Origin of the sequence: Microbacterium sp. NPDC019599, assembly GCF_040632175.1 — a bacterium.
Classification (GTDB): Bacteria; Actinomycetota; Actinomycetes; order Actinomycetales; family Microbacteriaceae; genus Microbacterium.
Map to the genome: position 1 here is coordinate 27,284 of NZ_JBEYBL010000010.1, position 23,494 is coordinate 50,777.

The 23,494-nt window shown below is 71.9% G+C and carries 17 protein-coding genes; 4 read left to right on the forward strand and 13 right to left on the reverse strand.

All coding sequences use genetic code 11. The features are described 5' to 3' along the window. Window positions 1-11: 11 nt before the first annotated feature. The 11 genes from menC to ABZ477_RS15765 all read right to left on the reverse strand — a co-directional run bounded on the left by menC (window position 12) and on the right by ABZ477_RS15765 (window position 15,638). The gene (menC, locus tag ABZ477_RS15715; protein ID WP_360135084.1) at window positions 12-1,118 is read right to left on the reverse strand and encodes an o-succinylbenzoate synthase; all 1,107 of its coding nucleotides are present in this window, start codon (window positions 1,116-1,118) and stop codon (window positions 12-14) included. Continuing rightward, window positions 1,115-1,921 (reverse strand): GNAT family N-acetyltransferase, encoded by an 807-nt coding sequence (locus ABZ477_RS15720; protein WP_360135087.1) that lies wholly within the window; start codon window positions 1,919-1,921, stop codon window positions 1,115-1,117. The genes menC and ABZ477_RS15720 overlap by 4 nt, the downstream gene beginning before the upstream one ends. Further along, the gene (locus ABZ477_RS15725) at window positions 1,918-3,039 is read right to left on the reverse strand and encodes a M20 family metallopeptidase (protein WP_360135090.1); all 1,122 of its coding nucleotides are present in this window, start codon (window positions 3,037-3,039) and stop codon (window positions 1,918-1,920) included. The genes ABZ477_RS15720 and ABZ477_RS15725 overlap by 4 nt, the downstream gene beginning before the upstream one ends. Next, the gene (locus tag ABZ477_RS15730) at window positions 3,036-6,443 is read right to left on the reverse strand and encodes a serine hydrolase (protein ID WP_360135093.1); all 3,408 of its coding nucleotides are present in this window, start codon (window positions 6,441-6,443) and stop codon (window positions 3,036-3,038) included. The genes ABZ477_RS15725 and ABZ477_RS15730 overlap by 4 nt, the downstream gene beginning before the upstream one ends. Continuing rightward, a complete protein-coding gene (locus tag ABZ477_RS15735) occupies window positions 6,440-7,210 on the reverse strand; it encodes an ATP-binding cassette domain-containing protein (protein ID WP_360135096.1) in 771 nt (256 codons plus the stop codon). Before ABZ477_RS15735 ends, ABZ477_RS15730 begins: the two co-directional genes overlap by 4 nt. Beyond that, the gene (locus ABZ477_RS15740; RefSeq protein WP_360135099.1) at window positions 7,207-9,138 is read right to left on the reverse strand and encodes a dipeptide/oligopeptide/nickel ABC transporter permease/ATP-binding protein; all 1,932 of its coding nucleotides are present in this window, start codon (window positions 9,136-9,138) and stop codon (window positions 7,207-7,209) included. The genes ABZ477_RS15735 and ABZ477_RS15740 overlap by 4 nt, the downstream gene beginning before the upstream one ends. Before the next feature lies 1 nt (window position 9,139). Beyond that, window positions 9,140-10,132: an ABC transporter permease gene (locus tag ABZ477_RS15745; protein WP_360135102.1), complete on the reverse strand. Its 993-nt coding sequence runs from the start codon at window positions 10,130-10,132 to the stop codon at window positions 9,140-9,142. Between the two features lie 61 nt (window positions 10,133-10,193). Continuing rightward, window positions 10,194-11,792, reverse strand: a complete 1,599-nt coding sequence (locus ABZ477_RS15750) for an ABC transporter substrate-binding protein (protein WP_360135105.1) — start codon at window positions 11,790-11,792, stop codon at window positions 10,194-10,196. A 79-nt stretch (window positions 11,793-11,871) separates the two neighbouring features. Further along, on the reverse strand, window positions 11,872-13,263 hold the full coding sequence (locus tag ABZ477_RS15755) for a serine hydrolase domain-containing protein (protein ID WP_360135108.1): 1,392 nt from the start codon (window positions 13,261-13,263) through the stop codon (window positions 11,872-11,874). A gap of 222 nt (window positions 13,264-13,485) precedes the next feature. Continuing rightward, entirely contained in the window at window positions 13,486-14,370 is an 885-nt protein-coding gene (locus ABZ477_RS15760; protein ID WP_360135111.1) for an EamA family transporter, read from the reverse strand. Then, entirely contained in the window at window positions 14,367-15,638 is a 1,272-nt protein-coding gene (locus ABZ477_RS15765) for a serine hydrolase domain-containing protein (protein ID WP_360135114.1), read from the reverse strand. The genes ABZ477_RS15760 and ABZ477_RS15765 overlap by 4 nt, the downstream gene beginning before the upstream one ends. 81 nt (window positions 15,639-15,719) lie before the next feature. Between ABZ477_RS15765 and ABZ477_RS15770 the strand changes: the two genes are divergently transcribed. Together ABZ477_RS15770 and ABZ477_RS15775 are read left to right on the forward strand one after the other, a co-directional pair. Then, window positions 15,720-16,031 carry a DUF2470 domain-containing protein gene (locus tag ABZ477_RS15770; protein WP_360135117.1) on the forward strand — a complete coding sequence of 104 codons (312 nt, stop codon included), beginning with the start codon at window positions 15,720-15,722 and terminating at the stop codon, window positions 16,029-16,031. A 46-nt stretch (window positions 16,032-16,077) separates the two neighbouring features. Further along, window positions 16,078-16,731, forward strand: coding sequence for a biliverdin-producing heme oxygenase (locus ABZ477_RS15775; RefSeq protein WP_360135120.1), 654 nt, complete (start codon window positions 16,078-16,080; stop codon window positions 16,729-16,731). Window positions 16,732-16,733: 2 nt separating this feature from the next. On the opposite strand, the gene ABZ477_RS15780 is transcribed toward ABZ477_RS15775, so the two are convergent. Further along, complete coding sequence (locus ABZ477_RS15780; RefSeq protein ID WP_360135123.1) at window positions 16,734-18,116, reverse strand: DEAD/DEAH box helicase; 1,383 nt, start codon at window positions 18,114-18,116, stop codon at window positions 16,734-16,736. A 108-nt stretch (window positions 18,117-18,224) separates the two neighbouring features. On the opposite strand from ABZ477_RS15780, the gene ABZ477_RS15785 reads away from it, so the two are divergent. Together ABZ477_RS15785 and sulP are read left to right on the forward strand one after the other, a co-directional pair. Then, window positions 18,225-19,421, forward strand: coding sequence for a hypothetical protein (locus tag ABZ477_RS15785; RefSeq protein WP_360135126.1), 1,197 nt, complete (start codon window positions 18,225-18,227; stop codon window positions 19,419-19,421). 161 nt (window positions 19,422-19,582) lie between these two features. Then, window positions 19,583-21,337: a sulfate permease gene (sulP, locus tag ABZ477_RS15790; RefSeq protein ID WP_360135129.1), complete on the forward strand. Its 1,755-nt coding sequence runs from the start codon at window positions 19,583-19,585 to the stop codon at window positions 21,335-21,337. A gap of 109 nt (window positions 21,338-21,446) precedes the next feature. On the opposite strand, the gene ABZ477_RS15795 is transcribed toward sulP, so the two are convergent. Continuing rightward, a complete protein-coding gene (locus ABZ477_RS15795) occupies window positions 21,447-23,423 on the reverse strand; it encodes a cytochrome c oxidase assembly protein (protein ID WP_360135132.1) in 1,977 nt (658 codons plus the stop codon). Window positions 23,424-23,494: the final 71 nt, after the last annotated feature.

The following is a 23,494-nucleotide window of genomic DNA, read 5'->3' on the forward strand; positions in this document are numbered from 1 at the left end:
GGAGCATAGCCTCAGGCCGGAATCCATTCGACGGAGGTCGTGAGCTCGTCGAGCACCGACGGCACGGGCGCGACGCCGAGCCCCGGCCCGGCCGGAACCGCGAGGTGGCCGTCTGTCATGACGAACGGCTCGGTGATGTCGGTCTCGTAGAACCGCCCGCTCGCCGACACGTCTCCCGGGAGCGTGAAGCCCGGCAGCGACGCGAGCGCGACGTTGGCCGCCCGCCCGATGCCCGACTCGACCATTCCGCCGCACCACACCGGCACGCCGTGCGCGGCGGCGAGGTCGTGGATGCGCCGCGCCTCGAGGTAGCCGCCGACGCGTCCCGGCTTGATGTTGATGATGCTCGTCGCGCCGAGGCGGATCGCGGCGGCCGCCGTCTGCGCCGACGTGATCGACTCGTCGAGGCAGATGGGCGTCTGCACGATGCGCGCGAGGTCGGCGTGGCCGAGGACGTCCTCCTCCTCCAGCGGCTGCTCGATGAGGAGCAGGTCGAAGTCGTCGAGCTTCGCGAGGTGCCGCGCGTCGCGCAGCGTGTACGCCGTGTTGGCGTCCACCTGCAGCAGCACGTCGTCGCCGAACCGCTCGCGCACGGCGCGGACGGGCTCGAGATCCCAGCCGGGCTCGATCTTGAGCTTGATGCGCACGTACCCCTCGGCGAGGTAGCCGTCGACGGCGTCGAGCAGCTGCGGGATCGAGTCCATGATGCCGACCGAGACTCCGCACGGGACGGTGTCGCGCACGCCGCCGAGCTCACGCGCGAACGAGCGGCCCTCGGCGCACAGCTCGGCGTCGAGCACGGCCATCTCGAGCGCACCCTTGGCCATGCGGTGGCCCTTGAACGGCTTCAACGTCTCGCCGACGCCGTGCGCGTCGCCGATCGAGGCCGACGCGAGCGCCGGGATGAAGAACCGCCGCATGACGTCGGCGGCGCCTTCGACGTACTCCGGCGAGTACAGCGGGTCGAAGAGCGTCACGCACTCGCCCCAGCCCTCCGCGGCATCCGTCACGGCCTTCACGAGCAGGATGTCGCGCGCCGTCTGCGTCGAGAAAGACGTGCGGAAGGGCGACACCAGCGGCATCGCGACGCGGCGCAGCTCGAATCCCATGAGCTTCATGAGGCGCCCCCCGTGCGCACGAGGTAGCCGGCGGTGCGGTCGAACCCGACGACCCGCCCGCCCCCGGCGAGGGCCGCTCCGAGGCGCTCGCGCACATCGAGGCGCCACTGCCGGGCGAGCGCGAGGTCGGTCGTGCGCAGGCGCTCGATGTCGGCGGGCACGCGGACGCATTCGATCCCGGGCGCCTGCGGGTCGACGACGGGAGCGATTCCGGATGCCGCGGCCACGACCTCCGGCTCGCGCAGCGACCAGCGCACGAGCAGGCGGTCGGTCTCGTCATCCCCGTTGATGACGTCGGGCATGACGCCGTAGAAGTTCGTCAGGTACTCGACCGGCATCGCGCGCAGCTTCATGACGTTGAAGTAGGCGTTGCGGGCCACGAGCGGATCGAACGTCCACTCGATCGCTTCGATGCCGCGCGAGAGCGCCCAGGCGCGCTGGTGCTGCTTCATCGCGAAGCCCACCGAGCGGCCGGCCAGCTGCGGCCGGACGCCGGCGATGTGGCTGTGGAGAGCGTGCTTCTCGGGCGTCGAGTGGAACCCGATCGTCGCGCCGACGATCTCGTCGTCGACGAACGCGGCCGAGATGTAGTTGCCCGCCTTCGCGAAGGCGCGCAGCAGCTCGGGCGGGACGGGCGGGTTGTCGAGGCTGCGTCCCCAGATCTCGGACAGCAGCCGCACGACGGCGGCCTGCTCCTCGATCGTCGTCACCTCCCGGACGACGACACCCGCGGCGACGGCGGCCGCGACGGAGTCGGCGAGCGCCGCGGCGGTGAGGTCGTCGGTCTGCACGAGCTCGGTCATGGCGTCTCCTCCGACAGGACCTCGGCGACGAGCCGCGCGAGCAGCTGGGTCCGGGGCGCGAGCTCGGCCACGAGGACGTGCTCGTCCTCCGCGTGGGCTCCGCCGCCGACGGCGCCCAGGCCGTCGAGCGTCGGCACTCCGATGCCGGCGGTGAAGTTGCCGTCGCTCGCTCCGCCGACGGATGTGCCTTCGACGGGACCGAGGCCCAGCTCGGCCGCGAGGCGCTCCGCCGTCGCGAAGAGGCCGGCGGATGCCGACGCCTCCAGCGGCGGGCGGTTGATGCCGCCCCGGAGGTCGAGGCCCGCGCCCGGGATGACGGGCTGCAGGGCCCGCATCGCGGCGTCGACCCGCTCGAGCTCGGCCATCGTCGTCGCCCGCACGTCGACCGTGAACGACGACGACGCCGGCACCGTGTTGGTCGTAGAGCCGGACTGCGCGACGGTCGGGGTGACGGTCGTGCCGAGTCCGGTCTTCGCGAGCGCCGCGACGGCGAGCACCTGTCGCGCGAGCTCGACGGTCGCGTTGACGCCCTTCTCGGGTTCGAGTCCCGCGTGCGCGGCACGGCCCGTGATCGACACCTCGTACCAGGACGTGCCTTTGCGCTCGAGCTTGAGCGCCCCGCCGTCGGCGGAGGCTTCCAGCACGAGCGCGGCATGGGCGTCGCGGGCCGTGGACTCGATGAGTCCTCGTGACGAGGGCGAGCCGAGCTCCTCGTCCCCCGTCACGAGGAGAGTGACACCGTCGCGGTCGTCGAGCGACGCGACGGCGTGCAGCGCCATGACGAGCCCGGCCTTCATGTCGAAGCATCCCGGCCCGGTCAGCCGCCCGTCGACGACCTCGAACGGCAGGCGCGCGAGGGTGCCGAGCGGCCAGACCGTGTCGTGGTGGGCTACCAGCAGCACGCGCGTCTGCGCACCGAACCGCCACCGCATGTGGGGCGTGCCGTCGAGCGTGATGCGCTCCGGCGCGACGCCGAGGAGCTCCTCGCCGAGCGCCGCCACCTCGTCGGCGGAGCGGGCGAGGGCGACAGCATCCGCCGACGGTGACTCGCACTCGACGAGCCTGCGCACGTGGTCGATCAGCGTGTCGACCCCCACGTCGGGGGCAAGGGTCGTCATGCGGGCTCTGCGACCTTCTCTGCGTCCGCCGGCTCGGCGGCGGCCTCGGGCTGCGAGACCTCGCCGGAGATCTTCGGGGTCGCACGGGCGCCGAAGTGGATGTACTCCTCGCCCGTCGGCAACGCGTAGAACGTCACCGTGATCCAGGTCTGCGTGCCGGGTGCGCGGACGGCGAAGAGGCGCTCATCGAGCGCGACGAGGTCGTAGACGTCGACCGGGTTGGGCTCGAGCTCGGCGAGCGGTCCGAGGACCGTGGTGCGCAGCTTCCCACCGTCCTCGGCCTGGAAGATCTCCATGCGCACCGACGCCCGCTCGTAGGTGCCCACGAACGGCGCGAGATCGATCTCGACGGGCACCTCGGGGACTGACACAGGCTGCTTCATGTGGATGTCGGCGAGCTCGGCGAAGATCTCGCGGTACAGCGCCTCGTACAGGTCTCGGGTGTTGCCGCCGTTGGTGAGGAGCGTCACGGCGATGCCGGATTCGGCGTGGATCCGCAGGAAGGCTGCCTGGCCGATCGTGTTGCCGTCGTGGCCGTAGAGGCGGTCGCCGTTCCAGTCGAAGCGGATCCAGCCGAGGCCCCACGAGTCGCCCAGGACGTGCTTGTCCGGCACTTCGGCCTGGAAGGCCTGCATGTCGGCGGTCGACTGCTCGGAGAGGAGGCGCGTGCCCTCCGACGTGAGCCCTCCCGTCATGTGCAGCCGCGCGAAGGCGAGCACGTCCTCGGCGCGCGCCGTGATGAGACCCGCGGGCCCGACCGAGCGCATGAGGCCCCACGCGGGCGTCACGATCTGCTCGCCCGCGACGTCGACGTGTCCGACGGCGGCGCCGAAGAGGATGGCCTCCTCGGGCAGCGTCACGGTGTGGGTCAGGTGCAGCGGCTCGAAGAGGAGCTCCGCCATCGCGGCATCCCACGTCTTGCCGGTGACTTTCTCGATGACCCGACCCAGCAGCGAGTAGCCCGAGTTGCAGTACGACCAGGTCGCGCCGAGCGGGTGGTTGCGGCCCGCCGTCGACAGCTCAGCCACGTACTTCTCGAGGCAGTCGTCCCCGCGGCCCGTGTCGGTGAAGACGTCGCCGTCGATTCCGCTCGTGTGGGTCAGGAGGTGCCGGATGGTCACGCCGTCGGTCAGCTCGTCGTCCGAGAGGCGCAGCTCGGGGATGACGTCCTTGACCTTCGTGTCGAGCGACAGCTTGCCCTCGTCGACGAGCCGCATGATGACGGTCGCCGTCCACACCTTCGAGATCGACCCGATCTGGAAGACGGAGTCCTTCGTGACGGGTGCGCCCGTCGCGATGTTCTTGTTGAGGGTGCCGTGGGCGGCGGTCACGACCTCGTCGTCGCGACCGCCGAGCCGGAGGATGCCGAGCTGCGCGCCGGGCACCTTGTGGACCGCCGCGAGCGCCTCGAGGCGGCGCTGCCAGTGCGCCGCGTCGATCCTCGCGGGACGCGCACCTGCGGCATCGCCCGCGTACTGCTCGACCCAGTCGACGACGCGCCGCGCGTAGTCGACGCGGTGGCTCGGCTTGCCCAGCAGCGGGAAGATGTGGCTGCCGCCGGGGTAGACGACCAGGCGGGTCGGGATGTCGCGCTCGCGCAGGGCGGCGTACCACTGCTGCGCCTGCCCGACGGGGCAGCGGACGTCGTTCTCGCCGTGCAGCACGAGCGTCGGCGTCTTGACGTTCTCGACGCGCGTGTAGGGCGACATCGCGGCGAGGCGCTCGCGCCCGGCGGCATCCCACGGCATGACGCCGATCTCGTGGATGTTGAGCAGGTGCGAGTCGTCGCTCGTCCCGCCCATGCTCGCGAGGTCGCTCACGACGCCGCCCGCGACGGCGGCGGCGAAGCGGTCGTCGATGCCCGTCAGGTAGCAGGTCATGAAGCCGCCGTAGCTGTAGCCGGTGACGGCGAGGCGTGCCGGGTCGGCGATGCCCTCCGCGACGAGCGCATCGACGGGATCGAGGAAGTCCTTCGCGTCGGCCTCGCCCCACGCGCCGTTGACGCCCTTCCAGAACTCCTCGCCGTAGCCGTCGCTGCCGCGCGGGTTGATCGTGAGGATCGTCCATCCCTTGGCGGCGAGCTCCTGGTGGAAGATGTGCATCTCGTCCAGCGCCGCGTTCCAGGCGTTGTGCGGACCGCCGTGGACGTCCACGAGGAGCGGCGTCGGCCCCTCGACGGCGGGGTCGCGCAGGATCCAGCCCTGCACGGTGACGCCGTCGCTGATCGCGAAGTCGCGCGACTCGCGGACGAAGGGCTCGGCATCCGTCGTCACGTGCTCGGCGGCGACCGCCGAGGTCCCGGCGGCGAGGTCGAGACGGAGGATCCGGCCGAACGACGTGGGCGACGACAGCGCGATCGCGGCGGCGGAGCCTGCGACCGAGAGGCCGCTCACGACCTCGCCGTCCGCACCGTGGAGGTGACGGGGCTCGCCGCCGGCGAGCGGGACGGCGTACAGGTGCGTGCAGCCGCGGTCGCGGATCGCGAAGAGCACGTCGCCGTTCGCCGCGAACTGCGGGAGGCCGCCCGGGTACGCGGGCGCGCCCGGCATGACGTTGCGGTCGAGGGATGCCGCGAGCTCGGCGGCCTCGCCGGTCGAGGCGTCGACGCGGTACAGGCGCGCGATGCCGTCGGGCTCGCCCGCCCAGCCGACGACCACGAAGTGCTCGCCGTCCGGCGCGTAGGCGACGGTCGCCGCGACGCCGTCGGCGAAGGCGACGACGCGCGCGGGTGCCGCGGGGTCGGACGGGTCGAGCACCTGGACGGCGCTGCGGTACACGAGGTCGTCGACGCCCGCGGGCTTGCGGACGAAGGCGAGCCGCGTGCCGTCCGGCGACCACGTGGGGCTCGAGGCGTGCTCGTCCCCCGCGGTGAGCTGGTGCACGTCGCCGCCGGCGACGTCGACGACGTGCAGCTGGGAGCGGACGCGACGGATGAAGCCGCTTCCGTCGATCTGGTAGTCGATGACGTCCGCGACGATCGGCGATCCGCCGCGCGTCGAGCGGTCGGCATCCGACTCGTCCGTCGCCGCGTCGCCGTCGACGGGCGCCGCGAACGCGATGCGGTCGCCGCTCGGGCTCCACACGGGGGCGCCGGCGCCGAGCGGGAGGTGCGTGCGCTGGACGGCCTCTCCGCCCGTGAGCGGCAGCGTCCAGAGCTGCCCGTCGCGGAGGAAGGCGACGGTCTGGCCGTCGGGCGAGACGGCGGGAGCCGTGTCGGACGCGCCCCGCGTGAGGCGGCGGCCGGAGCCGTCGGGGCCTGCGAGCCACAGGCAGCTCGTGCCCTTGTCGGCCTCTGTGTCGACGCCGCTCAGGACGTAGACGACACGCTCGCCGTCGGGCGAGATGGCGGGCTGGCTGGGGACGGTGAGGTCGAGGACGTCCTCGATGCGCATCCTGCGGGTCACGATCGGCTCCTTCGCGATACGGGTTCTGCGGACCGGCCGGGTATGGCGGCCAGCAGCTGCTGGGTGTAGGGATCTTTCGGGTCTGCGAGCACCTCGGCCGTCGGGCCCTCCTCGACGATGCGGCCGCCGCTCATGACGGCGACGCGCGAGGCGACGTAGCGGACGACGGCGAGGTTGTGCGAGATGAAGAGCATCGACAGGCCGAGCTCGGCCTGCAGCTCTCGCACGAGGTTGAGCATCGAGCCCTGGATCGAGACGTCCAGGGCGGACGTGATCTCGTCGGCGATGAGGACGTCGGGGCGCCCCGCGAGCGCCCGCGCGATCGCGACGCGCTGGCGCTGGCCGCCGGAGAGCTGTCCGGGGTAGGCCTGCGCGCGCGTGGCGTCGAGGTGGACGAGCTCGAGCAGGCGCGCGACCTCGTCGCGGCGCTCGGCGCGGCGCAGGCCCCGGGGCAGGATCTCGGCGATGCTGGCGCCGATCGTCATGCGCGGGTCGAGCGACGAGTACGGGTCCTGGAACACCATCTGCAGCGGCCGGCGTCCGTGGCGGACGTCGATCGGCGCGCCGTCGAGGAGGATGCGGCCCGCCGCGAGCGGGACGAGGCCCACGGCGGCGCGCGCGATCGTCGACTTGCCCGAGCCGGACTCGCCGACGAGGCCGAGCACCTCGCCGTCGGGGACGGTGAGGCTCACGCCGTCGACCGCGGTGGTCTCGGACCGCCCCGAGCCGAAGCGCACCGTGACGTCCTCGAGTCGCAGCTCGCTCATCGAAGGACCTCCTCGAGGTCGAGCGCGGGCTCCGCCGCGGTGGTCGGGAGCGCCTCCCCCGCGTGCCAGCACGCGACCTCGCCGCGGTCCGTGGGGACAAGGGCCGGGTCGGCGACGAGGCAGTGCGCGTCGGCGAGCGGGCACCGTGCCGCGAAGGCGCAGCCGGCGGGGACGTGGGCGGGGTCGACGGGACGGCCGGGCACGGTCGCCAGCGGCCGGCGGACGTCGGTCGTCATGTCGGGGACGGCCGCGAGCAGCGCGCGGGTATAGGGATGCTTCGCCTCGGCGAGCCGGTCGGCCGGCAGATCCTCGACGATCCGGCCGGCGTACATGACGAGCACGCGGTCGCACACCTCGGCGACGACCGACACGTCGTGGCTGATGAGCAGGATCGCGGTGCCCGTCTCGTCGCGGATCGACGTGAGGAGGTCGAGGATGCGCTGCTGGACCGTGACGTCGAGGGCCGTCGTGGGCTCGTCGGCGATGATGAGCGACGGCGTCCCCATGAGGCCCGAGCCGATCATGGCGCGCTGGCGCATGCCGCCGGAGAACTCGTGCGGGTACTGGCCCGCCCGTCGCGCGGGGTCGCTGATGTGCACGGCCGCGAGACGGTCGATCGCGCGGGCGCGCGCCTGCTTCTTCGTGAGGCCGTGGTGGTGGCGGGATGCCTCGGCGAGCTGCGAGCCCATCTTCTTCGTGGGGTTGAAGCTCGTCATGGGGTCCTGGAAGACGAGCGCGAGCGACGTGCCGAGGAGCTTGCGCCGCGCGGCGGTGTCGCCCGCCAGCAGGTCCTCGCCGAGGAAGCGCAGGCGCTCGGCGTCCACGACGCCGGGGTGCTCGATGAGCTGGGCGACGGCGAGCGCGGTGAGCGACTTGCCCGAGCCGGACTCGCCGACGATGCCGACGATCTGGCCGCGGCGCATCGAGAACGAGACGCCGCGCACGGGCTCGATCGGGCCGTCGGCGCCGGGGAAGGAGACGCGGAGGTCGCGCACCTCGAGGACGGTGTCGTCGGCCGGGGCGACAGCATCCGTCTCCTGCGGCTGCTCGACGGCAGCCTTCTTCTTCGCGCGGCGCGGCTGGACGGCCGCGAGCTTCGCGACGACGGCCGTGGTCCCGAGGCCCAGGGCGCGGGCGGCCGCCTCGCCCGTGAGGTTGAACGCGAGCCCCGCGATGACGACCGCGATGCCCGGCGCGAGGGCCGCGAGCGGGTTGATGTAGATGCCCGAGAGGCCCTCCATCATGAGCCGGCCCCAGTCGTACTCGGGCGGCTGGACGCCCAGGCCGATGAACGACAGGCCCGCGAAGGCGAGCAGCGCCCCGCCGGCGCCGATCGTCGCGTTGACGATGAGCGGCTCGCCGATGTTGGGGAGGATGTGGCGGAAGAGCACGCGCGTGCGTCCTACGCCGCCGACGCGCGCCGCGGCGACGAAGTCGCGCGCCGCGATCCCCGCGATGAGGGTCTGGCAGAGCCGCGCGAAGCTCGGGGCTCCCGCGAGGCCGATCGCCCACGTCGCGCCGACCCAGCCGATGCCGAAGATGACGGCGAAGAAGAGGGCCAGCAGCAGCGCGGGGAAGGCGACGGCGACGCTCACGAACCACGTGACGGCGCGGCCGGCGCGGCCCATCAGGTACGGTGCGACGCCGAGGATGAGCCCGACGACGACGGCCACGACGGTCGCCATGAGGGCGAGCACGATCGACAGCCGCGTCGCGACGAGGACGCGCAGCAGGATGTCGCGGCCCAGCCCGTCGGTGCCGATCGGGTGCTCGGCCGAGGGCGGCGCGAGGATCGCGTCGGTGTCGATGGCGTCGGCCTGGGCGCCCCACAGGATCGGGGCGAAGATCGCCGTCAGCAGGACCAGCGCGAGCAGGATGACGGCCGACAGGCCCAGGGGCGTGCGGACGATGCGGGCGATGGTGCGCATGTCAGTCCTCCGCCGCCGTGCGCGGGTCGAGCACGAGCAGCGCCGCGTCGACGATCGTGTTGATGACGAGCACGCCGACGCCGTAGACGAGCACGACGCCCTGCGCGAGCGGGTAGTCCTTCGTGAGGATCGCCTGCACGATCGTCGAGCCCAGGCCCGGCCACGCGAAGACGTTCTCGACGAGGACGGTTCCGACGACGAGCGATGCCAGGAGAAGACCCGCGAGGGTCAGGGTCGCCGTCACGGCGTTCGGGAGCGCGTGGTTGAGGTGGATGCGCCACGCCGGCAGCCGCTTGGCGCGGGCCGTGCGGATGAAGTCCGCGTCGAGAACGTTCAGCATCTCGACGCGCACGATGCGCGCGAGGACCGCAGCGGGCCCGATCGCCAGGGCCAGCACCGGGAGCACGTAGGAATCGGGTCCGCTGCGCCCGGCGATGGGGAACCACCCGAGCGTGACTCCGAAGACCCAGACGAGGGCGACGCCGATGAGGAAGTCCGGGATCGCCGACAGGAAGACGCTGCCCGACGCGAAGCCGAGCTCGAGTCCCCGCCCGCGGCCGCGGCGCGTGCGGACCGCGACGACGACGCCGACCGGGATCGCGACGGCGATGGCGACGGCGAATGCGAGCAGCGCGAGACTCGCGGTCGCCGGGAGCCGGTCGGCGATGACCTGCGCGACCGGCAGGTTCGAGCCGAACGAGACGCCGAGGCGACCCGTGAGGACCCCCGCGAGGTAGTTCCAGTACTGCAGGAGGAGCGGGTCGTCCAGGCCCAGCTGCTCGCGGCGCTGGGCGACGAGCTCCGCCGAGGCGGTCGGCCCGAGGGCTCCGCGCACCGGGTCTCCCGGCAGCGCGTGGATCATGAGGAAGGATGCTGTCAGCAGCACCCACAGCGAGACCACGAGCCGCCCCGATCGGCGGAGGACGAAGCGCGGCCAGTGGCTGTCGCCGAGGCGGCGCGTCTCCTCGGAGAGCGGGGCGGTCATCGTGGTCATGATGGCGTGGTCCTTCTCCCGGCGGGGCGCTGCGCCCCGCCGGGTGGTGAGGGATCGGTCGTTACTCGGCGAGCATCCGGATGCTGGTCGGGATGATCTGGCCGGTCATCTCGAACTCTGCACCCTTGCCGAAGGTCGGCACCACGCTGTTCGCGAAGGGCACGACGTCCGCCGCCTGGAAGAGCGCGGCCTCGGCCTCGGCCCACGTGTCGCAGCCGTCGGTGCCCTGGATCTGCATCGCCTCGGCGACGCCTTCGTCGTAGTCGGCGTTCTGGATGCCGGCGAAGTTCGTGCCCTCGGGCGCGGCGGGGCCGGACACGAAGCCGACGACCTGGTCGGGGTTGCTCACGTTCAGCGGGACCCACGCGACGTCCCAGGCGCCGGTGCCGAACAGTGCGCCCGTGATGGTCGTGGAGTCGTTCTGCGCGGCGTCGACCTGGACGCCGATCGCCTCCCAGGCCTGCGTGGCGAGCTCGGCGCCGGCGGTGCCGCCCGTGCCGAGGGTGTTGGCGTACAGGAACGTGACGGCGAGCTTCTGGCCGTCCTTCTCGCGGACGCCGTCGGCGCCCGGGGCCCAGCCGGCCTCGTCGAGCGCCGCCTTTGCGCCCTCGATGTCGGTCGCGGGGACGTTGCCGCTCACGGAGTCGTACGTGCAGGCAGACGGCGGGATGACGGTGAGCCGCTTGGCCGGAGCGCCCGCGTTGCTCGTGACGACCTTCTGGAGCTCGGCGATGTCGAGGGCCTGCGTCAGGGCCATGCGGACGGCGGGGTCGCTCGTGACGTGGCCCTCGCCCTGGTTGTACCACTGCTCGCCGAGGAGGGCCTCGATGCCCACCGAGAAGAGCTTGGCCGCTTCGAGGCGCTGCGCGTCGGGTCCCACGATCTGCGCCGCGTTGACCTCGCCCGACATGAGCAGGTTGGCCGACGTCGTCTCGTTCGGGATGATGCGGGCGACGACCGTCGCGGGCAGCCCCTTCTCGTCGGCCGTCGCGCCGCCGGGGCCCCACGCGTAGTCCTCGTTGAGCTCGTACGTGTAGTGGTCGCCCGAGACGGCCTCGGTGAGGACGTACGGGCCCGTGCCGATCGTCGTGTCGGCGAGCTGGCTGCGGTCGGCCAGGCCCGCGTCGCACACCATCGGCACGTTCGCGAAGCCCTGCAGGGCGAACGGCGCGGGCGCGGCGAGCGTGACGGTAAGGGTCGATCCGTCGGCCGTCGCGTCCGAGACCACCGGCATGTACGAGCCGAGGAAGGGGCTCGCGTTCTCGGGGTCGGCGATCCACATGATGTTGTCGGCGGCGGTCTGCGCCGTGAAGTCCGAGCCGTCTGAGCACGTGATCCCGTCGCCGATCGTGAAGGTCACGGTCGTCCCGTCGACCGACCAGTCCGTCGCGAGCTGCGACTGGATCTCGCCGTTCTCGTCGACGGCGACGAGGTTGTCGTAGGCGAACTGCGTGAGCTGGAAGAGGGCGCTCACGGCCGAGAGCTGCGGGTCGAGGGCGCCGGGGTCGGCGACCATCGTCATCGTGAACGTCTTGCCGTCGGCGTATTCGGACGAGGCGGTGCTGCCGCCGCCCGTGCCGGAGGCGGCGCAGCCGGCGAGCGCCACGGCGGTGGCGGCCGTGGCGACCAGGACGAGGGACGACCTCTTCATCGGGATCATGCGGGTCACTTTCTTGAGTGCTGGGACGGGGGGTGCTGGGACGGGTGCTGAGGCGAACGGGATGCTGTGATTCGGGCGGTCAGTCGTTGCGGGCGATCGCGCGGCCGTAGTGGAGGTACTTGCGGCGGCCTGCGCCGTCGTCGCCGAGGAAGGCGTAGACGAGGTGCATCTCCTTCATCGCGGGCTGCAGCGTGATGAGGGTGTCGACGTCGTAGCCGACGAGCTGGTGCCGCTCGGGCTGCTGGCCCATCTCGAGGAGGATGCCCTTGGGCGTGCTGTCGATCCAGAGCAGTCCCTCGTCGTCGACCGTGACGAGCATGTCGAACGTCGAGTTCGAGTACGAGCCGACGAGCGGCCCCGCGTCGACGGCGACCGGCTCGGCCGGCGGCTTCGGGAAGCCGTGCAGCGTGACCCCGGCGAGCTCTTTCACGAGGTGCGCGACGACGTCGTCGAACAGTCCCATGACGTCGCCGCCGTTGGTGAGCATCGCGACCGCGATGCCCAGCTCGGGGACGAGCCGCAGGAACGCCGACTGGCCGATCGTGCCGCCGTCGTGGCCGATGACGACGGGCTCGCCCTTCTGGATGATCTCCCAGCCCAGGCCCCAGGCATCCCCCATGCCTGTGAGCCTGGGCAGGTCGACCTGGATCTCCTGCATCGCGCGAGCGGATGCCTCGGAGAGGACGCGCGTGCCGTCGGGGCCGACGCCTCCGGCGAGGTGCATCTTCGCGAAGCCCACGAGGTCGCGCGGAGTCATGGCGAGCATCGAGCCGGCCGGCTCGTTCGACTTCGCGAGCGCCCACATCGGCGCGGGGGTCTCGACGCCGTCGGCGCCGGGGCCCAGGTGACCTACGGCGGCGCGGAACAGGATCGCCTCGTACGCGCTGGGTGCGACGTGCGTGAGCTGCAGGGGGCGGACGATGTGCTCGACGAGGGCGTCGGACCAGGTCGTGCCGCGCAGCACCTCGACCAGCCGGCCGAGCACGCTGTACGCGGCGTTGTTGTACGAGAACAGCTCACCCGGCGTGAAGAGCTGCGGGAGCTCGGCGATCGCGGCGGTGACGTACTTCTCGATGGCGTCCTCGCCGCGGCCCGTGTCTGTGAAGACGTCGCCCTCGAAGCCGCCCTGGTGGCTGAGCAGCTGTCGCGTCGTGATGGCGCCCGCCGCGGAGTCGTCGGCGAGGCGGAACTCGGGCAGGTACGTGCGCAGCGGCGCGTCGAGGTCGAGCAGTCCCTCGTCGGCGAGCTGCATGACGAGGGTCGCGGTCCACACCTTCGTGATCGAGCCGATCTGGAAGACCGAGTCGGTCGTCGTGTCGACGTGGGTCGCGGTGCTGAGCACACCGGCGGCGGCCTCGACGACCTCTCCGTCGACGAGGACCGCGATCGAGGCGCCGGGCACGCCGCGGGCGGCGACGGCTTCGGCGAAGCGGGCGGACAGGAACGCGGCGACGTCATCGTGGGAGCGCATGGCGACCACCCTAAGAAGATGGCGCCCGGATGCTGTTGTCCGATCCGACGAAGGTCAGTGGTCCCCTTCGTCCGATCCGACTACGCCGGGTCAGCCGAGCGGCTCGGCGGTACACGCACCTCACCGAGATGCCAGAAGTTCTGGCGAATCGACGTCGAGCTGCCAGAAGTTCTGTCATCTCGAGGGACGACCGGCCGGGCACCGGCCGACGCCCGGCATCCGTCAGCCCAGCGGCTCGGCCGTCCCGCGCGCTGCGCGCTGCGACGACCGCACCGCCCCGATGCTCGCGACGATGACGAGACCGATCCCGAGGATCTCGAGCCATGCGAGCTCCTGCCCGAGCAGGAGCCAGCCGGCCAGCGCGGCGGTCGCGGGCGCGAGGCTCATGAGGATCGCGAAGGCGGATGCTGCCAGCCGGCGCAGTGCGATGAGCTCGAGCGCGTACGGGATCGTCGACGACAGCACCGCGACCGCGGCGCCGAGCGCCAGCAGCTGGGGCTGGAGGAGGGCCGAACCCGCCGAGGCGATGCCGAACGGCAGCGAGACGAGCGCGCCGACCGTCATGGCCAGCGCGAGGCCGTCGAGCCTCGGGAACTCCCGGCCGACGCGCGCCGACGCGAGGATGTAGAAGGCCCAGCTCGCGGCGGCCCCGAGCGCGAAGAGCACGCCGAGCGGATCGAGGCGGTCCCACCCGCCGCCGCCGAGGGCGAGCACGCCCGCGAACGCGACGGCGGCCCACACCCACGCCGAGGCGCGGCGCGCGGCGACGATGGACAGGACCAGCGGCCCCAGGACCTCGATCGTGACGGTCACGCCGAGCGGGAGCCGCTCGAGCGCGAGGTAGAAGAGCCCGTTCATGACCGCCAGGACGAAGCCGAATCCGACGACCGCGATCCAGCCGTCGCGCGAGTGCCCACGCACGCGCGGACGCGCGATCAGCAGGAGGATGACGGCCGAGAAGGCCAGCCGGAGCATGACCATGCCGAGCGGTCCCACCTGCGGGAACAGCAGGACAGCGAGCGACGCGCCCACCTCCTGGCACGCGAGCCCTGTGACGACGAGGGCGGTCGCCGTCGCCTGGCCGCCCCGCTGTACGGCAGCGGTCACTGCAGCGGGCAGATCGCGGCTGACGTGATCGCGTCCTGGTACTTCTCAGCCGTCCAAGGCAGGCCCGCCTCCGGCGTGGTCTGGCCCGATGCCGCAGGCGCCTTCGACGCGATCGCGGCCAGCTGCCACGCGAGCATGAGCGCCGACCTGGCTCCCCCGCCGGAGTTGTCGAGGACCACGGCGACCGTGAGGCCCGACGACGGATCCGCGAAAGCCGCGGTGGCGTACCCCGGCACGGAGCCGTACTGGCCGACGAGCGATCCCGCCTGGAACACGCCTCCGCCCGCCGTGAACCACGACGGGGCGTTCTTGCCTGCGGGGAGTGCGCCCTCGAGCCGGTCGGTCCCAGCCGGCACGATCGCGTCGGCGGCGAGCGCCTGCGCGTAGCGGCCGAGATCGTGGATGTCGGTCACGACGCCCGAGTCCGTGAAACCGGTCGACGTCGACAGCCGCGTGATGTCGCGCGGATCGGCGCAGTTCATGACGCCCTTGCTGTCCTTGCGCGAGAGATATCCCTTGAGCATGGGTGAAGGAGCGGCCGCGCTGTTCGAAGGCAGCTCGGTCGCCGTGAGTGCGAGCGGGGTCGTGATGTATTCGTCGATGAGCCGGGCGGCACTGGATCCCGTGGCGCGCTCGAGCGCGAGTCCGAGCAGGACGTAGCTCGCGTCCGAGTTTCGGTACGCGACTCCCGCGCGAACGCGGCCGAGCCCCAGACCGTAGCTCGCGAGCTCATGGGGATTCCAGATGCGCTCCGGGTTCGCCAGCCACGACCTCAGCAGCTGTCCCGAGTACGAGAAGATTCCCGCCGTGCCGTCGCACAGCTGCCCGAGCGTGATGTCGGTCAGGTCAGCGACGCCCGAGACGTACTTCGTGACGGGATCGTCCAGCGCCACGACGTTCTCGGCGACCAGCGAGTAGAGGATGTCGCAGGTCATCGCACGCGTGACCTGAGCGGCCTTGAAATGCAGGTCGGCCGACACCGCGGCGCCCTCGCCGCCCGGCTGCTGCGTGCCCAGGCCCTGGACCCACTCGCCGCTCCACGGCGCCCACACCCCCACGATCGCGGCGGGAGCGCCGAACGCGGCCATCGCGTGGGTGACGGCATCCTGAAGCTGCTCGACGGTCTCGGTCGGCAGTGGGCCGTCCGTCTGCGCGGGCAGATCGATCTCCACGAGAGCGGGCGACGAGCAGGCCGAAAGCGTCAGGGCGAGGGCGAGCGCGCTCGCGACGGCGCCGCCTATGCGACTGCGACGGCGAAGGTGCCTCAACTCTCACCCCCCGATGATCGTCCATAGATTCAAACACACCGGCGGCGATTCTCACGGCGTCGGCGTCCCTAGGCTTGCGGAATGACCTTCCGATTCGACGACGACGTGGTGACAGCCGTCCTGCGGCACATGAACGGCGACCACACCGGCGACAATCTGCTGATCGCGCGCGCGTTCTCCGCCGAGCCCGATCTCGTCGCGGCGACCATGGCCGGCTTCGACGGCGAGGGCGGCCACTGGCTCGCCGAGACGGCCGACGGCGAGCAGGTCGAGGTGCGCGTCCCTTGGCCCGGCGGCGCGATCGACGAGCGTCCGGCCGTGCGGCGCGAGGTCGTCGCGCTGTACGACGAGGCCTGCCGGCGCCTGGGCGTCGAGCCGCGTGAGCACGCGTAGCGAATTCGTAACTTAGGCGATACTTACCTTGAGCTAGTCTGAAGGTATGAGCGACCCGATCCCGTTCTCCGCCGCACTGCGCGAGCGGTCCAGCTCCGCCCATTCGACAAGCGAGCACGCCGGCTTCATGGCGGACCTCATCCAGGGCGAGGGCACCCGCGACGACTACATCGCGCTCGTCGCGCAGCACTGGTTCATCTACGAGGCGCTCGAGGCCGCGACCGAGCGCATGCGCCGCGACCCCGTCGCCTCGGTGTTCATCAGCGACAAGCTGACGCGCCTGCCCGCGCTCGAGGCGGACCTGGAGTTCCTCGTCGGGCCGGACTGGCGCGAGCGCATCACGCCCCTGCCCACGACCCGCAGGTACGTCGCCCGCATCCAGCAGGTCGCCGCGACCTGGCCGGGCGGCTACGTCGCGCACCACTACACGCGGTACCTCGGCGACCTCTCGGGAGGACTGTTCATCGGCCGGCTCATGGCGCGCCGGTTCGGGTTCCAGACGAACGGCATCGGCTTCTACCTCTTCGCCGACATCGCCGACCCCAAGGCGTTCAAGGACGTCTACCGTGAGCAGCTGGATGCTGCGCCGTGGGATGCCGCGGAGCAGGACCGCGTCATCGACGAGGTGCTCCTCGCCTACCGCTTCAACACCGAGCTGTTCGAGGATCTCGCCGCGGCGAAGGCGACCGCCGTCGCCTGACGTCAGCGACCGGCGGCCTCCCGACGGACCCCGGCCATGAACCGCCGCACGTCGGGGTCGACCTGGATGTCGCGGGGGCGCAGCGGCCGCGTGAGGTACAGCCCCTCGAGAGAGGTGAGCCGCGAGAGCGCGACGTACGTCTGCCCGGGTGCGAAGGCGCCGGAGCCGAGGTCGATGATGGCGCGGTCGTACGTCTTGCCCTGCGACTTGTGGATCGTGACGGCCCACGCGAGCCGCAGCGGGAACTGCGTGAACTCCGCCACGACGTCGCGCGAGAGCGACTTCGACGCCGCGTCGTAGGAGTATCGGAACTTCTCCCACACGGCCGGCTCGACGTCGAACTCCTGCCCCTCGACGTCGACGCGCACAGTGCCGCCCGCGATGCGCGTGACGGTGCCGATCGTGCCGTTGACCCAGCGCGGCACCTCGCGGTACTGCGCGAGGTCGTTCCGCAGGAACATGACCTGCGCCCCGACCTTCAGCTGCAGCTCGACGTCGGCCGGGTAGGCGTCGCCGCGCCCGAAGTCGCCGTTGATCTCGGCGGTCGCGGTCTGCGAGCGCCCGCCGAGGGCGTCCAGATGCCGGCGGTTGATGCTGTTGACGATGTCGTTGCGGGTCGCGAGCGTGATGATGGGCGTCTCGCCTTCGACCGGCTCTGGAGGCGTCCGCGCGCCGGTGTCGTTGAGGACCTGGGCGATGTCGGCGGTCACGATGCCGTGGCGGACGGCGTTGAGCATCGCCTTGAAGCCCGGGTCGGACTGGCGGTGGATGTCGACGAGCTCGCGGATGTTGAGGTCGGCCCCGAACGGCCCGAGCTCGGCGAACCCCTCGATTGCCGGACCGTCGGCGAGCGCGTCCCGGCCCCCTGTCCAGACGTGCGCGTCGAAGAACCAGAACGAGCGGTAGTGGTCGCGGACGTACCGCGCCTCGTCACCGCGCGGCGGCACGGGGGCGAGCTGATACGGGTCGCCGAACATCACGATCTGGACTCCGCCGAACGGCTCGCCGCGACGGCCGCGCGCCATGCCCAGCGCGCGATCGATCGCGTCCATGAGGTCGGCGTTGACCATCGAGATCTCGTCGATGACGAGCGTGTCGATCGCGTTGAGCAGCTTGCGCGTCGCATCGGACTGCGGCTCGTCGGTCGATCCGAGGATGCCGAGCGGAAGCTTGAAGAGGGAGTGGATCGTCTGGCCCTCTACGTTGAGCGCCGCGACGCCCGTCGGCGCGCACACCGCGATCTGCTTCGACGTGTTCCACGCGACGTGCTGCAGGAGGGTCGACTTGCCCGTGCCCGCGCGGCCCGTCACGAACACGTGCTCGCGAGTGTCCTCGATGAGCCGGAACAGCGCCTCCTGCTCGGCGGACAGAGGCGGCGCGATCACCGATTCATGCTAACGAGCCGGAGCCCGGGACCGGCCGTGGATTGCACACCGGCGCCGCGCGGCGTCACGTACAGGACTCTCCGGGGCGCACGTTCCTAGACTGTTCGCGTGGACCGGGGGGTTGCGCAGGCGATGCCCGACGGCGCGCCCGCGTCGCCGGACGCGTCGGCGACCCCGCCCGCATCGGCCCCCGCACACGACGGACAGCCGGATGCCACGGCCACCGGCATCCCTCCCTCTCCTCCCCAGACTCCGCCGGCCGGGAGGAAGCGGCGCCGGTCGCTCGCGCTCGACCTGACGCTCCTCGGCGTCGTCGGCGTGCTCCTCGCGGGCGCCGTCGGAGCCGGCGTCAGCGTGCTCTACCGCGAGTTCTACAGCCCCTCCGCCTTCGTCGAGCGGTACCTCGGGATGCTGTCCGACGGCCGCGCCGCGGATGCCCTCGCCGTCGCGGGCGTCGCCGTCGACTCCGCCGAGCTCGAGGCGGCGGGCCTGCCGGTCAGCGCATCCGATGCGCTCCTGCGCAGCGCGGCCCTCGCCCCACTCACCGACGTCCGCGTCGTGTCCGAGACGACCGAGGGTGACGAGACCGAGGTCGTCGTGGAGTACACGGCGGGCGCATACCCCGGGCGCACGACGCTCGAGGTCGAGCGGGACGGCTGGATCGGCGTCGCCCCGACGTGGCGCTTCGCCCGCAGCCCGCTCGCCGTCGTCGACCTGACGGTGCTCGGATCCATGAGTTTCCAGGTCAACGGCTTCGAGATCGACAAGCGGCAGGTCTCCCCCGAAGGCCCCGACGCGGATCCCGTGGCCGCCGTGCCGCTCCTGGTGTTCTCACCGGGGCTCTACTCCGTCTCGGTCGACACGCCGATCGCCGCGAGCCGCGGTGTCGCGGTGCTGTCCGACAGCCCGCTGCACGCGACCGACGTGGACGTCCAGGCCGAGCCCACGGCCGAGTTCGTCGGCGTCGTGCAGGACCGCGTCGAGGAGTTCCTGACGGAATGCGCGACGCAGCAGGTGCTCCTGCCGACGGCGTGCCCGTTCGGGTACCCGGTCGAGGATCGCATCGACTCGGCCCCGCAGTGGTCGATCGTGCGGCAGCCGACGGTCCAGGTCGAACCGGACGCGGCGAACTGGAAGATCCCGCCCATCGAGGCGGTCGCGCACATCGAGGTCGACATCCGCTCGCTCTTCGACGGCTCGGTCCGGCACGTGAGCGAGGACGTCCCGTTCCTCATGACGGGGCAGATCACGGTGCGACCCGACGGCAGCGCCTCGATCGTCGTGGGCGGCACCGACACACGCTGACGCACAGCCTCGCCGCTGCGCGCACGAAGCGCCCAGCACCGCGGCAGCGCCGGCGACAGCATCCGGACTCCCCCGCTGCGGATGACGACGGCCGGCGGGATGCCGCGCGCGAGGCGCGCTCGATGCGCCCGTCCGCCAAGATATGTGCGGGAGGCGCGCGCATGGCATCGAAGGGGATCGGCCGGTGGATCCCGGGCATCCGGGTCGCCCGTGAGTACAAGGCGGCCTGGCTGTGGCCCGACGTCCGCGCCGGCATCGTCGTGACGGCGCTGCTCATCCCGGCCGGCATGGGCTACGCCGAGGTCGCGGGTCTCCCGCCCGAGACGGGGCTCTACGCCACGATCGTGCCGCTCGTCGCGTACGCGATCTTCGGGCCGTCGCGGATCCTCGTGCTGGGCCCCGACTCCTCGCTCGCGCCGATCATCGCGGCGGCGATCCTGCCGCTCGCCCTCGGCGACGGGCAGCGCGCGATCGCCCTCGCGGGCCTGCTCGGCATCATGGTCGGCGCTCTGCTGCTGCTCGGAGGCATCCTGCGGCTCGGGTTCGTGACCGACCTCCTGTCCAAGCCCATCCGGGTCGGCTACCTCAACGCCATCGCGCTCCTCGTGATCGTGTCGCAGATCCCGAAGCTCCTCGGCTTCTCGACGGACGCCTCGGGCATCTGGCCCGAGGTCGTCGCGATCGTGCAGGCGATCGGATCGGGCGAGGTGCTTCCGCTCGCGGCCGTGTTCGGCATCCTGTCGCTCGTCGTCATCTTCGTGCTCAAGTGGCTCAAGTCGCCCGTGCCGGGTGTGCTCGTCGTCGTCGTGCTCTCGATGATCCTGACGGGCGTGCTGGGCCTGTCCGAGTCGCTGCCGGTCGTCGGCGCGCTGCCGCAGGGGCTGCCGGCCCCTGCGCTGCAGGGCCTGCAGTGGACCGATGTCGCTGCCCTCGCGGGCCCCGCCGCCGGCATCGCGCTCGTCGCCTTCACCGACAGCGCCGTCCTGTCGCGCACGTTCGCGGCGCGCCGCGGCGAGACCGTGAGCGGCAGCCAGGAGATGGCGGGCATCGGCATCGCCAACATCGCCGGCGGAGCGCTCGGCGGCTTCCCCGTCTCGGCATCGTCCTCCCGGACGCCCGTCGCCGAGCAGGCGGGCTCGCGCACGCAGCTCACGGGGGTCGTGGGCGCCGCGCTCATCCTCGGTTTCATCCTCCTCGCGCCGGGGCTCACGGAGTTCCTGCCGTCGGCCGTGCTCGCGGCCGTCGTCATGGGCGCCGCCACGAGCCTCATCGACGTGCGCGGGTTCCGGTCCCTGTGGCGCATGGACAAGGTCGACGCCTCGCTGTCGCTCGCAGCGTTCCTCGGCGTGCTCGTCTTCGGCGTCCTCGAGGGGATCGTCGTGACGATCATCCTGTCGCTGCTCGCGTTCGTGAACCGCTCGTGGCGGCCGTACAAGGCCGAGCTCGGCCGTGTGAGGGGGCTGCGCGGCTACCACGACCTCTCGCGCTACCCCGACGAGGGCGAGCGCATCCCCGGCATCGTCATCGTGCGCTTCGACGCTCCGCTCTTCTTCGCGAACGGGGCCGTGTTCGACGACTGGGTGCGCGCGCGCGTCGAGGCTGCGCAGCCCGGCGTGCACACCGTCATCCTCGCCGCCGAGCCGATCACCGACATCGACACGACGGCGATCGACGAGCTCGTGGAGCTCGACGAGTACCTCCAGGTCCACGGCATCCGCCTCATCATCGCCGAGATGAAGGACCCTGTGAAGGACACCCTGCGGGAGTACGGCATGGCCGGCCGCTTCTCGCCCGACCGCTTCGCACCGACCGTCGGCGCCGCCGTCGACGAGCTCACGGGCGAGCTGCGCGGCGACCTCGACGGCACGAAGTGGGACGACGACGAGCCCGATTCGGGCACCCCGCCCCGCCCCTGAGTCCGCCCCCGCCCGTCGGCGCCGATCCGCGAGACTTCGCGAATGTCACGCTACGACGCCCGCTCCGTGACATTCGTGAAGTCTCGCGGGCAAGGATGGATGCTGTGCGTCAGCGGCCTGCGCGGGCGTCGCGCTCGGCGAGCGCGGCGAGGCGCGCGTTGTACGCCTCGAGCTCGGCATCCCCCGACCGGTCCGCGTGGCGGTCGCGGCGGCGCTGCTGGCGGTCGTCGGTCCGGCTCCACTGGATCGCGACCGTGACCGCGAGGATGAGCGTCGGGATCTCGCCGATCGACCACGCGACGCCGCCGCCGACGTACTGGTCCTCGAGCGGAGTGGCTCCCCACGTGCGGCCCATCGCGCCGAACCACTCCGACACCATGAGTCCCGTCTGCATCATGAGGACGATGCCGAAGAACGCGTGCATCGCCATGATGCCGATGAGCAGCAGAAGCCGCCCGGGGTACGGCAGGCGGTACGGCACGGGGTCGACGCCGATGAGCGACAGCGCGAACAGGTACCCCGTGATGAGGAAGTGCATGACCATCCACTCGTGCCCGAGGTGGTCGTAGAGGGACCAGCGGAAGAGATCCGTGAAGTAGAACAGCCACAGCGAGCCGATGAACAGCCCCGCCGCGACGAACGGATGCGACACGACGCGTGCGAACGGCGAGTGGACGGCCCACAGGATCCACTCCCGGCCGCCGCGCGTGCCGTCCTCGCGCTTGCGGATCGCCCGCGCCGCGAGCGTTACGGGCGCGCCGGCCACGAGCAGCACGGGCACCGCCATCGACAGCAGCATGTGGCCGACCATGTGCATGCTGAAGAGGTAGTCCTGGTAGACGTTGACCGGACCGCACGTCACCCAGAAGAGCAGCACGAGCCCGAGCACCCAGAGGATCGTGCGATGCAGCGGCCACGCGTCGCCGCGGCGCCGGAGCCGCCAGACGCCGGCGAGGTAGAAGAAGACGCCGAAGCCCGCCGCGAACGCCCACAGCAGGTCGACGTCCCAGGACGTGAGCCACCGCTCGATCGTCAGCTCGGGCGGCAGCGGCGCACCGGTCAGGATCTCCGCCGGCGTGCGGATCTCCGGCAGCGCCGAGTTGGTCGGCGGAGCCGTGCGGGCGAGGGCCGCTGCAGCACCGCTCGCGATGCCCATGAACACGAGCTCGAGGACGATGAGGGACCAGAAGCGCCTCGAGGGGATGGGCTCGTCCATCCGCCCGATCAGCCGCCTGCGGTACCAGGCTGCCAGGACTCCGATGCCGACGAGGGCCGCCGCCTTCACGAGGACGATGACGCCGTAGGGGCTCGCGAGTGCCGCCCACGAGCCGACGCCGATCGCCGCGCGCACCGTGCCCGCGATCGCGACGACGACGAACGAGGCGAGCGCGATGCTCGAGTACCGGGCGAGTGCGGTTGCGATGCGCTCGTTGCCGACGATCGGCCGGATGACGACGAGCAGCACGAGGCCGCCGAGCCACACCGCCGCCCCGATGATGTGCAGCACGAGCGCCATGACGGCGGCCGTGTGGTTCGCCTCCTCGCCGGAGTGGCCCTGCGTGCCCATCGGGACGAGCGACGCGACCGCGAGGAGGGCGACGAAGAAGGATGCTGTCCACCCCCGCACCGCGAAGGCGAGCACCGTGAGCGCCGCCCCCGCGATCATCGTGATGAGCCACGTCCGGCCCACTTCGGTCTCGACGAGGTAGCGGCCGAGCTGCGCGCCGAACTCGGGCGCCGCACTGACCTCGGGGTTGAACGCGTCGAGGAACGTGAGGAATCCGGTCGCGGCCGCCGCGATCGTGAAGACGGCCGCCGAGATCGAGGCGACGTCCAGTGCGGCGTCGAACTCGCGCTCACCGGACTTGAGGGCGAACAGCGCCGTCACGAGGGCGCCCACCATGCCGGCCGCTGAGAGGTTGACGACGAGGCGCGCTGTCGGCAGACCCCAGCGGACGAACGGTCCGGGATCGCCGATCGCGAGGGGGGCCGCTCCCCCGCCGTACGCGAGCCCCCAGACCAGCGCCGCCAGCGCGGCCGCGACGAGGATCGCGGGGCCGGCGGCCCGCAGCGCACGGGGGTTCACCCATCAAGCCTAAGCGGGCCGGGCACCGGGTCCTCCCGGGCCGCCGGCGGGCGGAGCCACCGCGGCCGCCG

Coding starts and splice junctions, on each gene's coding strand:
- menC (WP_360135084.1), bottom strand. CDS start 1,118: ATGAAGCTCATGGGATTCGAGCTGCGCCGCGTCGCGATGCCGCTGGTG.
- ABZ477_RS15720 (WP_360135087.1), bottom strand. CDS start 1,921: ATGACCGAGCTCGTGCAGACCGACGACCTCACCGCCGCGGCGCTCGCC.
- ABZ477_RS15725 (WP_360135090.1), bottom strand. CDS start 3,039: ATGACGACCCTTGCCCCCGACGTGGGGGTCGACACGCTGATCGACCAC.
- ABZ477_RS15735 (WP_360135096.1), bottom strand. CDS start 7,210: ATGAGCGAGCTGCGACTCGAGGACGTCACGGTGCGCTTCGGCTCGGGG.
- ABZ477_RS15740 (WP_360135099.1), bottom strand. CDS start 9,138: ATGCGCACCATCGCCCGCATCGTCCGCACGCCCCTGGGCCTGTCGGCC.
- ABZ477_RS15745 (WP_360135102.1), bottom strand. CDS start 10,132: ATGACCACGATGACCGCCCCGCTCTCCGAGGAGACGCGCCGCCTCGGC.
- ABZ477_RS15750 (WP_360135105.1), bottom strand. CDS start 11,792: ATGATCCCGATGAAGAGGTCGTCCCTCGTCCTGGTCGCCACGGCCGCC.
- ABZ477_RS15755 (WP_360135108.1), bottom strand. CDS start 13,263: ATGCGCTCCCACGATGACGTCGCCGCGTTCCTGTCCGCCCGCTTCGCC.
- ABZ477_RS15770 (WP_360135117.1), top strand. CDS start 15,720: ATGACCTTCCGATTCGACGACGACGTGGTGACAGCCGTCCTGCGGCAC.
- ABZ477_RS15775 (WP_360135120.1), top strand. CDS start 16,078: ATGAGCGACCCGATCCCGTTCTCCGCCGCACTGCGCGAGCGGTCCAGC.
- sulP (WP_360135129.1), top strand. CDS start 19,583: ATGGCATCGAAGGGGATCGGCCGGTGGATCCCGGGCATCCGGGTCGCC.